Origin of the sequence: Streptococcus sp. oral taxon 431, from assembly GCF_001553685.1 — a bacterium.
In the GTDB taxonomy this organism is placed as follows: domain Bacteria; phylum Bacillota; class Bacilli; order Lactobacillales; family Streptococcaceae; genus Streptococcus.
On sequence record NZ_CP014264.1, the window covers coordinates 744,867 to 758,819 of the forward strand.

Annotated in this window: 12 protein-coding genes; all 12 read left to right on the plus strand. The window is 43.0% G+C overall.

Features of this window, described 5'->3' with window-relative positions:
* Positions 1 to 43 precede the first annotated feature (43 nt).
* The 12 genes from AXE83_RS03565 (at position 44) to AXE83_RS03620 (ending at position 13,945) form a co-directional block, all read left to right on the plus strand.
* On the plus strand, positions 44 to 1,645 hold the full coding sequence (locus AXE83_RS03565) for a type I restriction-modification system subunit M (RefSeq protein WP_060955468.1): 1,602 nt from the start codon (positions 44 to 46) through the stop codon (positions 1,643 to 1,645).
* An 80-nt stretch (positions 1,646 to 1,725) separates the two neighbouring features.
* Positions 1,726 to 2,130 carry a YbgA family protein gene (locus AXE83_RS03570; protein WP_060955469.1) on the plus strand — a complete coding sequence of 135 codons (405 nt, stop codon included), beginning with the start codon at positions 1,726 to 1,728 and terminating at the stop codon, positions 2,128 to 2,130.
* Complete coding sequence (locus AXE83_RS03575) at positions 2,114 to 2,476, plus strand: TIGR02328 family protein (protein ID WP_060955470.1); 363 nt, start codon at positions 2,114 to 2,116, stop codon at positions 2,474 to 2,476. The genes AXE83_RS03570 and AXE83_RS03575 overlap by 17 nt, the downstream gene beginning before the upstream one ends.
* A 243-nt stretch (positions 2,477 to 2,719) precedes the next feature.
* Positions 2,720 to 4,969: a 5-methyltetrahydropteroyltriglutamate--homocysteine S-methyltransferase gene (gene metE / locus AXE83_RS03580; protein ID WP_060955471.1), complete on the plus strand. Its 2,250-nt coding sequence runs from the start codon at positions 2,720 to 2,722 to the stop codon at positions 4,967 to 4,969.
* A 62-nt stretch (positions 4,970 to 5,031) separates the two neighbouring features.
* Positions 5,032 to 5,898: a methylenetetrahydrofolate reductase [NAD(P)H] gene (gene metF / locus AXE83_RS03585; protein ID WP_060955472.1), complete on the plus strand. Its 867-nt coding sequence runs from the start codon at positions 5,032 to 5,034 to the stop codon at positions 5,896 to 5,898.
* A gap of 725 nt (positions 5,899 to 6,623) precedes the next feature.
* Positions 6,624 to 8,846, plus strand: coding sequence for a polyribonucleotide nucleotidyltransferase (pnp, locus tag AXE83_RS03590; protein WP_060955473.1), 2,223 nt, complete (start codon positions 6,624 to 6,626; stop codon positions 8,844 to 8,846).
* Positions 8,847 to 8,861: 15 nt separating this feature from the next.
* Positions 8,862 to 9,479 (plus strand): serine O-acetyltransferase, encoded by a 618-nt coding sequence (cysE, locus tag AXE83_RS03595; protein WP_060955474.1) that lies wholly within the window; start codon positions 8,862 to 8,864, stop codon positions 9,477 to 9,479.
* Positions 9,480 to 9,490: 11 nt separating this feature from the next.
* The gene (locus AXE83_RS03600; protein ID WP_060955475.1) at positions 9,491 to 10,357 is read left to right on the plus strand and encodes a GNAT family N-acetyltransferase; all 867 of its coding nucleotides are present in this window, start codon (positions 9,491 to 9,493) and stop codon (positions 10,355 to 10,357) included.
* Between the two features lie 3 nt (positions 10,358 to 10,360).
* On the plus strand, positions 10,361 to 11,122 hold the full coding sequence (locus AXE83_RS03605) for a nucleoside phosphorylase (RefSeq protein WP_060955476.1): 762 nt from the start codon (positions 10,361 to 10,363) through the stop codon (positions 11,120 to 11,122).
* 228 nt (positions 11,123 to 11,350) lie between these two features.
* Positions 11,351 to 12,694, plus strand: a complete 1,344-nt coding sequence (gene cysS, locus AXE83_RS03610) for a cysteine--tRNA ligase (protein WP_060956361.1) — start codon at positions 11,351 to 11,353, stop codon at positions 12,692 to 12,694.
* Positions 12,687 to 13,073, plus strand: a complete 387-nt coding sequence (locus tag AXE83_RS03615; protein ID WP_060955477.1) for a Mini-ribonuclease 3 — start codon at positions 12,687 to 12,689, stop codon at positions 13,071 to 13,073. The genes cysS and AXE83_RS03615 overlap by 8 nt, the downstream gene beginning before the upstream one ends.
* A gap of 2 nt (positions 13,074 to 13,075) precedes the next feature.
* Entirely contained in the window at positions 13,076 to 13,945 is an 870-nt protein-coding gene (locus AXE83_RS03620; RefSeq protein ID WP_060955478.1) for a helix-turn-helix domain-containing protein, read from the plus strand.
* Positions 13,946 to 13,953 lie beyond the last annotated feature (8 nt).

A 13,953-nucleotide genomic window follows, 5' to 3' on the forward strand; every position in this document is an offset into this window, starting at 1 on the left:
TGCTTGTTTAAAAAAATAATTGCAAAACTTAGAAAGAAACATTATGGAAACAACACAAACTTCCCAGTCGCTCTACCAAGCCCTGTGGAACTCAGCGGATGTTCTCCGCTCTAAGATGGATGCCAATGACTACAAGTCCTATCTTTTGGGCATGGTCTTTTATAAGTATCTGTCAGATAAGATGCTCTTTTTCGTGGCTGAGACTATGGAAGAGGGGACAGATAGTCTTGAGGATGCTCTTGAGGTCTATCGCAACTACTACGAGGATGCAGATACCCATGAGGATCTGATCTCTGTCATGAATGATGAGCTCAACTATATCATTAAGCCAGACTTGACCTTTACGGCTCTGGTAGCACGTGTCAATGAGGGAACTTTCCAGCTGGAAGACTTGGCTCAAGGTTTTCGTGATATCGAGCAGAGTGACGACCTCTATGAAAATCTCTTTGAAGATATCGACCTCTACTCTAAAAAGCTAGGGGCAACTCCGCAAAAGCAAAACCAAACGGTAGCAGCAGTGATGAAAGAGTTGGCTGTGCTAGATGTGGCTGGTCATGCGGGCGATATGCTGGGGGATGCCTATGAGTATTTGATTGGTCAGTTTGCGACTGACTCGGGTAAGAAAGCTGGTGAGTTCTATACGCCTCAACCTGTTGCCAAGCTCATGACTCAGATTGCCTTTTTAGGTCGTGAAGATCAGGAAGGCTTTACCATCTATGATGCGACTATGGGGTCTGGCTCTCTATTGCTCAATGCCAAGAAATACTCTCACAAATCGCAGACGGTTGTCTACTTTGGTCAGGAGCTCAATACCTCGACTTATAACCTAGCTCGGATGAACATGATCCTACACGGTGTTCCAGTTGAGAATCAATTTCTACACAATGCGGATACACTGGATGAAGACTGGCCGACTCAAGAGCCGACCAACTTTGACGGTGTTCTCATGAACCCTCCCTACTCTGCCAAGTGGTCAGCAAGCTCTGGCTTCTTGAATGACCCTCGTTTCTCTCCTTTTGGGAAATTGGCGCCCAAGTCCAAGGCTGACTTTGCCTTTCTCTTGCATGGTTACTACCATCTCAAGCAAGATAATGGAGTTATGGCTATCGTCCTTCCCCACGGTGTTCTTTTCCGTGGCAATGCAGAGGGGACCATTCGTAAGGACTTGTTAGAAGAAGGTGCCATTGACACGGTTATCGGTCTACCAGCCAATATCTTCTTTAATACTAGCATTCCCACTACGGTCATCATTCTCAAAAAGAACCGTACCAATCGTGATGTTTACTTTATCGATGCTTCTAAGGAGTTTGATAAAGGGAAAAACCAGAATATCATGACGGATGCCCATATCGAGAAGATTCTGGAAGCCTACAAGTCACGTGAGGAGATTGATAAGTTTGCCCACCTAGCAAGCTATGAAGAAATCGTCGAAAATGACTATAACCTCAATATCCCTCGCTACGTGGATACCTTTGAGGAAGAAGAAGTAGAGCCACTGACGGAAATCGTCAGCAAGATTAACGAGACAAATGAAGCTATCGAAAGCCAAACCGCTTCTCTACTTGAAATGCTGAATCAACTCCACGGAACCACACCAGAAACTGATGCTGAACTCAAAGAGTTTTTGAAAAACTTTAAAGGGTGATGGGGTAATTAATTCGCTCATTTTATAAATATAACTTTGTTTCCGTATTTCCTGGGAACTAGTAGAAAGTAAGGAGAAATATGGAAAATAACAACCAACGTGCCCTTTGTCAGCAACTCTGGGCAGAAAATAAATACCTTGTTTTGAGTCATTCCAGTAATATTTACAAGGATATTCGTCAGTATCTCAAGCAAGAAGTGGTGGAACTGAGTCAGGTTCAAGAGATGATTGATCGTGCCTGCCAGCTTCCAGAACATAGGGGTCAGGTTTGCAATGCCTTTCAGCATATTTGGGGCTATTTTAAAAAGGAAGCCAGTCCTGATGAGCGCAAAGACTATATGCTCTTGCTGGATCGCTATCGCTTTGGTCAAGCTTCAAAGGAAGACTTGATTGCTGAGACCAGAGATTTGCTTGAACGCTATCCAAATACCTACTTGCAACATTCGACCTTGTTGAAAGGAGACTTCCATGAGACTATGGCATGAGGCTTTGATTTCACAACTTCCACGTCCTCAGCTCTTGGGGCAACATCGAGAGTGTTGCGCCCTGCGTGGCAATGGCTGGGGCAGAAAGCATGCGACGGTTGACTATGTCTTTACCCACTCGCCTTATCGTCTCTATGCCTATCATCGTTTGATCATGGAGGAGATGGCTGACCGTGGCTACAATGTCAGTCCAGAGTGGCTAGACAAGAACTACCGTGGCAAGACCTGCCCTCCTTATCAAGACTTAGCAGAGGAAAAGCTGAAAAGTCCTATCTATAGCGAACATAACTCTGCCTACTATCAGGAGTGTCTGGCTAATCTCCGAGAGAAGGGGATAGAGCTATAGTCTTTTCTAATAACAAGCCATAGTTAGCTGTCAGTTCACTATTATTTTTCGATGAATCTAGCAACCTTGAAAGTTTGTCAATCTTCATCTATCAAAGGATTTGGGGAATTTTCTCTAAATCTTTTTTTGTGCTCGAAATAGCGATATAGTTTCAAACTATATCAAAGCCTAATTTTTTACAATTATACAGACGCTTTCTTTTCTGTTAAGATAGTTTCAACAACAATTTTTGGAGGACAAAACATGTCAACTACAATTATCGGTTTCCCTCGTTTGGGTGAATTCCGCGAATTAAAATTTACAACTGAAAAATACTTTAGAAAAGAAATCTCAGAAGAAGAACTTTTGGCTGCGGCTAAAGAATTGCGTGCAAAACACTGGAACATCGTCAAAGAAAAAGGCATCACTGAAATCCCATCAAATGACTTTTCTCACTATGACAACTTCCTTGATGCTGCCTTCCTTTTCAACGTAGTTCCTGCATCAGTACAAAACTTAGAATTATCTGATCTTGAACGCTACTTTGCTTTGGGACGTGGTTACCAAGGAGAAAAAGGGGATGTTCGTGCCCTTCCGATGAAAAAATGGTTCAATACTAACTACCACTATATCGTTCCTAAATTTGAAAAAGACACTCAAGTAAAATTGGCAGGTCATAAGATCTTTGATGAGTTCCAAGAAGCCAAAGAACTTGGTCTTAATACTCGTCCAGTCCTTGTAGGACCATTCACTTTCCTTCAATTGTCAGACTTTGAAGAAGGCGTAAAAGCAGAAGATTTCGTAGATAGCTTAGTAGCTGCCTATCAAGACGTTTTTGCCAAATTGGCTGAACTAGGTGCAACTCGTATCCAATTGGACGAAGCTGCTCTTGTAAAAGACTTGACTGCTGAAGAAAAAGCGCTCTTCTTGAACCTCTACAACAAGCTTTTGGCTGATAAAAAAGGTCTTGAAGTCTTGCTTCAAACTTACTTCGGAGACGTTCGTGACGTTTACGCTGACCTTGTGAAATTGCCAGTAGATGCCATCGGTCTTGACTTCGTTGAAGGTAAGAAAACTCTTGAACTCGTTAAAGGTGGCTTCCCAGCTGACAAGACTCTCTATGCAGGTATTGTCAATGGTAAGAACATCTGGCGCAACAACTACGAAAAGAGCTTGGCTGTTCTTGAGCAAATCCCAGCTGAAAATATCGTATTGACTAGCTCATGCTCACTTCTTCATGTGCCATTTACAACTGCTAATGAAGAATTTGAACCAGCAATCTTGAACCACTTTGCATTTGCAGTTGAAAAATTGGATGAGATCCGTGACTTGGATGCTATCCGCAACGGTCAAGGTGCAGAAGCACTTGCAGCTAACAAAGAACTCTTTGCGACTGAACGTGTTGGTGAAAATGCGGAACTTCGTGCTCGTATTGCAGGATTGACTGACGCAGACTACACTCGTTTGCCAGCCTTTGCTGAACGTGAAGCTATCCAAGAAGAAGCCTTCAAACTTCCAGCTCTTCCAACAACAACCATCGGTTCATTCCCTCAAACAAAAGAAGTTCGTGCTAAACGTTTGGCCTTCCGTAAGGGTGAATTATCACAAGAAGAATACGATGCCTTCCTTGCTGAAACCATCGACGAATGGATTAAATGGCAAGAAGAAGTTGGGTTTGACGTGCTTGTACACGGTGAATTCGAGCGTAACGACATGGTTGAGTACTTCGGTCAAAACTTGTCAGGTTACCTCTTCTCTAAAAACGGTTGGGTACAATCATACGGTATGCGTGGGGTTAAACCACCAATCATCTGGGGTGATGTCACTCGTCTCAACCCAATCACTGTGAAATGGTCTAGCTACGCACAAAGCCGTACTGACAAACCTGTTAAAGGTATGTTGACTGGACCTGTTACTATCCTTAACTGGTCATTCCCACGTGAAGACATCTCTATCAAGGATTCTACTCTTCAAATCGCTCTTGCAATCAAGGATGAAGTTCTTGACCTTGAAGCTGCAGGCGTGAAAATCATCCAAATCGACGAGGCTGCTCTTCGTGAGAAATTGCCACTCCGTCGTAGCGACTGGTACGAAGACTACCTTGACTGGGCTATTCCAGCCTTCCGCTTGGTACACTCAACAGTAGCACCAGACACACAAATCCACACTCACATGTGTTACTCAGAATTTACAGATATCATCCCAGCTATCGACAACTTGGATGCCGACGTTATCTCATTTGAAGCAAGCCGTTCAAACCTTGAAATCTTGGACGAACTCAAAGCGAAAAACTTCCAAACAGAAGTTGGACCTGGGGTTTACGATATCCACTCACCTCGTGTGCCTAACGAAGGCGAAATCGACCACACAATCGAAGCAATCCTTGCTAAAGTGCCAAGCAGAAAAGTTTGGATCAACCCTGACTGTGGTTTGAAAACACGTGGTATTCCAGAAACGAAAGAAAGCTTGATCCGCCTTGTAGAAGCTGCCAAAGCTGCGCGTGAGAAATTGTAAGAAAAGACAGTTCTCCATACATGGTTAATCAGTAAGAAATCAACTAGAAAAGGTTTATACATATGTCACGTCAAACACCGTCCCTCTCCTTTGAAGTTTTCCCTCCAAACCCAGCAGTAGGCAATGACAAAATTATTGCAGCCCTGAAAGATATGCAGGACTTGGCCCCACACTTTATCAGTGTGACTGCCAGCAATAATAAATTTAATATCAAAGAGACGACGGTTCGTTTGGCAGACTATATCCAAAATGACTTGGAGATTCCGACCATTGCTCACTTGCCAGCTATCTATCTGACTAAGGATAAGGTGGCTGAGACCATTGCAGATTTGGATAAGGTTGGGGTACAGAAAATCTTGGCTCTTCGTGGCGATCTCATTCCAGATGTTGAACCACAAAAGGACTTCCGTTATGCGACAGATCTGATTGAATTCATCAAGGAGCAGGCGCCACACTTTGAAATTATTGGCGCTTGTTATCCTGAGGGGCATCCTGATTCGCAAAACCAAATCTCAGATATCCAAAATCTTAAGAAAAAAGTGGATGCAGGATGCTCTAGTCTAGTAACGCAACTCTTCTTTGACAATGAGCGTTTCTATGATTTTCAAGACAAGTGTACCTTGGCTGGTATTGATGTACCGATTCATGCAGGTATTATGCCAATCCTGAATCGTAACCAAGCGCTTCGTCTCTTGAAGACTTGTGAGAATATCCATCTCCCACGTAAGTTTAAAGCTATCTTAGACAAGTATGAGAATGACCCTGAGTCACTCAGAGCAGCAGGACTTGCCTATGCCGTGGATCAAATCGTGGACTTGGTAACGCAAGACGTAGCAGGAGTGCATCTCTACACCATGAACAATGCAGATACTGCTCAGTACATTCATCAAGCAACTCATGCTTTGTTTAATCACCAATCTTTAGGATAATAAAAAGCAAACCATTCTTCTTTTCATGGAGGAATGGTTCCTTTTTAATAGAAAAGACCGCACTTTTTAAGAAAAATATGATAAAATAGACTCTGTACGTACTTGATACAAAGATGAGGGTATTAAAATAATACAATGCATTTAAACTGCAAGGCTTAGCATCAAATCTTTCTGATGACTAACGGTAGGAAAGAGCAACACGAGCGAGTCAAATCGATATTATTTGACGAGAGAGTTAGTAAAGCATTTAGCTAATCGCCTGATAGCGATTAGAGTGAAAGGTTTAGATGCTTTAGTATCAAACCTTTCTAATGATTTGTATCTTGAGTAATTGAACCCGGCCGAAAAGCTGTGTAAAAAAGATAAACTGTCTTGTCTTCATCGAAGACTTCGTCAGTTTCCTATTTTTACTTTGCTTTTGACGTCCTTGGTATCTTGTGTAATTGAACTCGCCTACAACTCTATGGAAAAAGATAAATCTACCTAGGAGCATTCGCTCCGTCGTTCGATTTCCTATTTTCCTTTGAGTTGCTTAACGGCTTAGTATCTTGAGTAATTGAATTTTGGCCTCATTTCTTAGGAAAAAAGATAAGCTTCCTAGCACTCATCGAGTGCGGAGTCACCTTCCTATTTTTCTACAGAAATGTTCGGCAAGCCGAACCGTCCAAAATATCTTGATCTTTGTAGGCAAGGCGTATAATTTTATCAATCCAAAGGGGATTAAAATGACAAAACATGTGTTTCAAACGACTTTTGCTGGTCGTGAGTTGATCGTAGAGACTGGTCAGGTTGCTAAGCAAGCAAATGGCTCTGTTGTCGTGCGTTACGGTGAGTCAACTGTCTTGACTGCTGCCGTTATGTCTAAGAAAATGGCAACTGGGGATTTCTTCCCGCTTCAAGTAAACTACGAAGAAAAAATGTATGCAGCTGGGAAATTTCCTGGTGGCTTTATGAAACGTGAAGGACGTCCTTCAACAGATGCGACTTTGACAGCGCGTTTGATTGACCGTCCAATCCGTCCTATGTTTGCGGAAGGTTTCCGTAATGAAGTGCAAGTCATCAATACTGTTCTTTCTTACGATGAAAATGCATCTGCACCAATGGCGGCTATGTTTGGTTCATCTTTGGCCTTGTCTATCTCAGATATTCCATTTGATGGTCCAATCGCTGGAGTACAAGTAGGTTATGTCGATGGGGAAATCGTCATCAACCCAACGCAAGAACAAGCAGAACGCTCTCTTCTTGAATTGACAGTAGCTGGTACCAAGCACGCTATCAACATGGTAGAGTCTGGTGCCAAAGAATTGTCAGAAGAGATCATGTTGGAAGCTCTTCTTAAAGGGCACGAAGCAGTTAAAGAATTGATTGCTTTCCAAGAAGAAATCGTTGCTGCTGTTGGAAAAGAAAAAGCAGAAGTAGAATTGCTTCATGTAGATGCTGCATTGCAAGCTGAAATCATCGCAGCCTATAACAGTGACCTTCAAAAAGCTGTTCAAGTTGAAGAAAAATTGGCGCGTGAAGCTGCAACTCAAGCAGTTAAGGACCAAGTGACTGCTGTGTATGAAGAAAAATATGCAGACCACGAAGAATTTGACCGTATCATGCGTGATGTAGCTGAAATCTTGGAACAAATGGAACACGCAGAAGTGCGCCGTTTGATCACAGAAGACAAGGTGCGTCCTGATGGTCGTAAGGTCGATGAAATCCGTCCTTTGGATGCGGTTGTTGATTTCCTTCCTCGCGTACACGGTTCTGGTCTCTTCACTCGTGGACAAACGCAAGCTCTTTCTATCTTGACTTTGGCGCCAATGGGTGAAACTCAAATCATCGATGGTTTGGATCCAGAGTACAAGAAACGCTTTATGCACCACTATAACTTCCCACAATACTCTGTAGGGGAAACTGGTCGTTACGGTGCACCTGGTCGTCGTGAAATTGGTCACGGTGCTCTCGGTGAGCGTGCCCTTGCTCAAGTATTGCCAAGCTTGGAAGAATTCCCATATGCGATTCGTCTAGTAGCAGAAGTATTGGAATCAAACGGTTCTTCTTCTCAAGCCTCTATTTGTGCGGGAACACTTGCTCTTATGGCTGGTGGTGTGCCAATCAAGGCGCCAGTAGCTGGTATTGCTATGGGTCTTATCTCAGATGGAAACAACTATACAGTATTGACAGATATCCAAGGTTTGGAAGACCACTTTGGAGACATGGACTTCAAGGTTGCAGGTACTCGTGATGGGATTACAGCCCTTCAAATGGATATCAAGATCCAAGGGATTACTGCAGAAATCTTGACAGAAGCTCTTGCTCAAGCCAAGAAAGCTCGTTTTGAAATCCTTGACGTCATCGAAGCAACCATTCCAGAAGTTCGTCCAGAATTGGCTCCAACTGCTCCGAAAATTGATACCATCAAGATCGATGTGGACAAGATTAAGATTGTCATCGGTAAAGGTGGAGAAACCATCGATAAGATTATCGCTGAAACAGGCGTTAAGATTGATATCGACGAAGAAGGTAACGTGTCTATCTACTCTAGCGACCAAGCTGCCATTAACCGTGCCAAAGAGATCATTGCTGGATTGGTTCGTGAAGCTAAAGTGGACGAAGTCTACCATGCCAAAGTTGTTCGTATCGAGAAATTTGGTGCCTTTGTCAACCTCTTTGATAAGACAGATGCCCTCGTACACATCTCTGAAATGGCTTGGACTCGTACTAACAATGTAGAAGATTTAGTTCAAATTGGTGATTTTGTAGATGTGAAGGTTATTAAGATCGATGAAAAAGGTCGTGTAGATGCTTCTATGAAGGCACTCTTGCCACGTCCGCCAAAACCTGAACGTTCAGAAGAAAAAGGGGACAAAGGTCCTCGTCATGGAGATCGTCCTCGTCACCACCACAAGGACCACAAACCTAAGAAAGAAACTACAGAAACACCAAAAGACTCAGAATAAGAAAAGGAGAAATGTATGGGATGGTGGCGTGAAACCATTGATATCGTAAAAGAAAATGATCCAGCGGCTCGCACCACTTTAGAGGTTTTATTGACCTATCCTGGTGTCAAAGCCTTGGCTGCTCACCGTCTCTCTCATTTTCTCTGGAAACATGGCTTTAAGCTTTTAGCTCGTATGCACAGCCAGTTTTGGCGTTTTTGGACGCAGATAGAGATTCACCCTGGAGCTCAGATTGAATCAGGTGTCTTTATCGACCATGGTTCAGGTCTTGTAATTGGGGAGACGGCTATCGTTGAAAAAGGGGTTCTTCTCTACCACGGGGTAACTCTTGGCGGGACAGGGAAGGATGTTGGCAAACGCCATCCGACCGTTCGTAAAGGAGCTCTCATCTCTGCTCATGCTCAAGTCATTGGACCTGTAGAAATCGGTGAAAATGCCAAAGTCGGTGCTGCAGCGGTTGTCGTAGCAGATGTTCCTAGTGATGTGACGGTTGTCGGAATTCCAGCCAAGATTGTCCGAGTGCATGGACAAAAGGATGAACCAACCATTCACGAAGTTGAAGTAAAACGGGAATACTACGTCAATAAACTTGAGCAGGCGAGAGATGCCAGTCATAGATCGTCAGGTTTATAGAGGATACCTATATGATTCAAGCAAGAAACAAGTTAAGCCAAGAGGGGCTATCTGAGGCGAAAAAACTAATTAACTGTTGCCAAGCCTATGACGGAACTTTTCGGGAGCCTTATCTCTCCAATATGCTCAATTTTGACCCCAACATGCCCGCCTTTTTTCTTTATTACGAAAAAGGTGAACTTGTTGGCCTATTAACCGTCTACGCAGATGACCAAGATGTGGAAGTAGCGATACTGGTCCACCCCAATCATCGCCGTCAAGGAATTGCGCGTGCTTTGTTTACGAGTTTTGAGAAAGAAACGGCTGCTTTTTCTATTCGTTCAGTTACTTTTCAGACAGAACGTATTTTTCTAGACCGTCATCCTGATTTTGTCAGCAACTGGGGACTAATTGAGGATGAAGAGACAGAAACCTGGTTAGGACGTGATCGAACTGCTTATGCATTAGATTCCCGTTCGGATGTCGATGTGCTCTTGGAAGAACCTTCTTATCTTGAAGCCATTGCCCAGCTCCACCACCAAACCTTTTCAGATGAAGTGGAAGCACCGGAAGTGAGCCACAGATATATTTCGGAGGCCTTGAAGGATCCTGATAGTCTGCTTTACATATTACTCAAAGAAGGTCAAGTGATTGGCGTTTGTACGGTCGATGTGTCTGGAAAATGCAATTACCTTTATGGACTTGCGATTGCTGAAGTCAATCGTGGAAAAGGCTATGGAAGCTATTTGGCCAAATCCCTCGTCAACCAACTGATTGAGCAAAATGATAAGGAGTTTCAGATTGCCGTGGAAGATAGCAATGTAGGTGCCAAACGTTTGTATGAAAAGATTGGCTTTGTTAAACAGACCCAGGTGGTTTATCTGAATGCGAAAGAGTAATAAATGCTATTAGAAGAATTTGAAAATGTACCTGCTGTTATCGAGCCAACTGATCGAAGCCTTCTTAGTGGTGGAGAAATCTGTGATACCATTATCTTGTCTTTTAATGGAGAAATCCTTGAACGAGTAAAGCAGATAGATGGTATCTACGAAGGTGGCTATCTTACCAATCTAAATGGCAAACTGCCATGGTATATCTATGAAAAAGATGGGAGTAAGGTAGCAGTTGCTATGGCTACGATTGGTGCTCCAATGGTTGTTGGACTCTTAGAAGAACTCAAAGCAAGAGGATTTAAGAACTTTATTGTTTTGGGATCTTGCGGAGTTCTGGACCAGACTATTCAAGCAGATAAGATTATCCTACCAAGCTCGGCTTTACGTGATGAAGGTACTAGTTATCACTATGCTCCAGCAAGTGATGAAATAGCTTATGAGCGATCTCTACTCTTAACTATGGAAAAAGCCTTGGATAAAGCTGGTATTGAGCATATTCGAACAAAGTCTTGGACCACAGATGCCTTCTATCGTGAGACAGCTGCTAAAGTCAAACGAAGACTAGCAGCAGGAGCTAGAGTTGTAGATATGGAAGCTTCAGCTATCATGGCCTGGGCCCAATATCGCCAAGCCAATGTCTATCAATTTTTCTACACAGCTGACTATGTCGACCATCACAATCATGAATGGGATGCTAGACGCGAGGATAGAAAAGCGGATGCTATGACTTTCTTTGAGATTGCCCTAGTCATTGCTCAAGAGTTAGTTTAGACTAGTCTTTACGATAAATTCGAAACAAGAAAGGAAGGGAGCCTAACGGAAAACATAGAAATAAAACTTCCGTAGTGACTCCCTTCATCTTTTTACTTCATTCTTCTTTTATGTTTAGAAAGGAGCAAGGAAATCCGATTTGTGACAGGCAATCGGACTAAAATTTCGTTGAACAGTTAGTTATGAAAATATCTGTTTATGAATTTTAGCTTTCCTGACTATTATTTTATGATTAAAATCTATGACACCATGTCTCGTGATTTACGAGAATTTGTCCCGATTACAAAGGGAGAGGTTCTCATGTATGTCTGTGGGCCAACGGTATATAATTATATCCACGTGGGGAATGCCCGCTCGACAGTAGCCTTCGATACCATTCGTCGCTACTTTGAGTACCGTGGTTATGAGGTTGCCTACATTTCCAACTTTACCGATGTAGATGACAAGATTATCAACCGAGCCAAGGAAGAAGGCATCACACCTCAAGAAGTAGCGGACAAGTACATTGCTGCCTTTCGTGAGGACGTGACGGCTTTAGGCGTGAAGCCTGCAACTCGTCATCCTCGTGTAGTCGAGTTTATGGATGATATTATTCGTTTTGTTGTTGATTTGATTGAAAAGGGCTATGCTTATGAGAGTCAAGGAGATGTCTATTTCCGTGTGGGAAAATCTCATAACTATGCTAAGTTAGCTAATAAAACACTAGAAGACTTGGAACTAGGTGCTTCAGGCCGTACCGATGAAGAAACGGCTCGCAAGGAAAACCCTGTAGACTTTGCTCTTTGGAAAGCTGCTAAACCAGGTGAGATTTCTTGGAACAGTCCTTGGGGACCTGGACGTCCAGGCTGGCATATCGAATGTTCGGTCATGTCAACGGAGATTTTGGGTGATACCATCGATATTCACGGTGGTGGAGCTGACCTTGAGTTTCCTCACCATACCAACGAAATTGCCCAGTCTGAAGCTAAAACAGGCAAGACCTTTGCCAACTACTGGATGCACAATGGTTTTGTCAATATTGACAATGTCAAGATGTCTAAGTCTTTGGGAAACTTCATTACGGTACACGATGCTCTCAAAACTATCGACGGTCAAGTATTGAGATTCTTCTTTGCGACTCAGCACTACCGTAAGCCTATCAATTTTACGGAAAAAGCAGTGCGTGATGCGGAGACAAATCTCAAGTATTTGAAGAACACCTATGAACAACCATTTACTGGAACAGTAGATGCTCAGGAGTTACAGGCATTTAAAGATAAGTTTGTAGCGGCCATGGATGAGGATTTCAACTCTGCCAATGGTATCACAGTTGTCTTTGAAATGGCCAAATGGATCAACTCAGGCAACTATGATGCAACCGTTAAGGAAGCTCTTGCGGCCATGTTAGAAGTCTTTGGAGTAGTCTTTGTCGAAGAAGTTTTGGATGAAGAGATTGAAGCCTTGATCCAAAAACGCCAAGAAGCGCGTGCTAATAAAGACTTTGCGACAGCTGACCAAATCCGTGACCAACTAGCTGCACAAGGGATTAAGCTACTTGACACCAAGGATGGAGTGAGGTGGACACGTGATTGATGTCAATCTCATTAACGGGATTGCGCTAGCCTTTGAAGGGGATGCGGTGTATTCCATGTATATTCGTCGCCATCTCATTCTCAAAGGCATGACCAAGCCCAATAAACTTCACCAAGAGGCAACCAAGTATGTGTCGGCCAAGGCTCAGGCATATTTGATTTCCCTCATGCTGGAAGAAGAAATCCTAACGGAAAAAGAAGAAGAAATCTATAAACGGGGGCGCAACACAAACAGCCATACTAAGGCTAAGAATGCGGATGTGGTAACCTACCGTATGTCCACGGGTTTTGAAGCGGTCATGGGCTATCTTCATATGACTGAAAATGTGGAGCGCCTCGAAACCTTGATTTCTTGGTGCATCCAAAAAGTGGAGGGCTAGAAATGATTGCAAAAGAACTACTGGATTGGTTTCCTGATGGTAAAATCTTAGATCAGCCAGTTGATAAAGAGGGTTATCTAAGTCTACCTCTGTCAAATTATCAGTGGCTTTTGCTTGAGGAAGCTAGTCTTAGCGAGCGTGAAAAACAACTGGTGGCTCTCTTAACCAAACAGGAGCAAACCATTTCCCTCAATCCCTGGTATAGTTATCTCATTGAAGGCAAAGGACAGGCACCGCAAAACTTTAAAAAATTGCAGCTTGTCTATTGTCACCTATCTTATTTTCAACAGGAGAATTTAACGTCTTGGTTAGAGATGATGGGAACCCTCTTTCCAAATTGTCAAACAGTTCTTCAGGTTGGAGCGCAGGATTACATTTTTGTTCTCCAACAGGATAAGTACACATCCGTTCGCTCAATCCTGACAGATACCTTGGAAGCTGTAGAATATGACTTTGGAGTACGTTTATCCATCATGTTAGGTCAGGTCTGGTCTCAAACAGGAAATCAGGCTCTGTCAGATCTCATCAAAGCAGAACGGGATTTGTTCAAAAACTGGTGGCGACAAGGACATCAAGGATTCCATACTTTTTCTCAACTCTATCTGTGGAGTATGGGTGAAAGAATCGTGGATCTCCGAGTTGTCAAGGAATATCTGCATCAGATGATTGTGGACCAGGATCAGATTCAGGAAATCATCCTTTCACTGTGGGAAAATAGTGCTGTCCTTACGAAGACAGCTCAGCAACTCTATTTGCACCGCAATTCTCTCCAATACAAGATTGATAAATGGGAAGAATTGACAGGGCTTCAGTTGAAAGAATTGACTGACTTGACCTTGTGCTATCAGTTGATTTTACCAGATATTATTTAAAGTTTTGT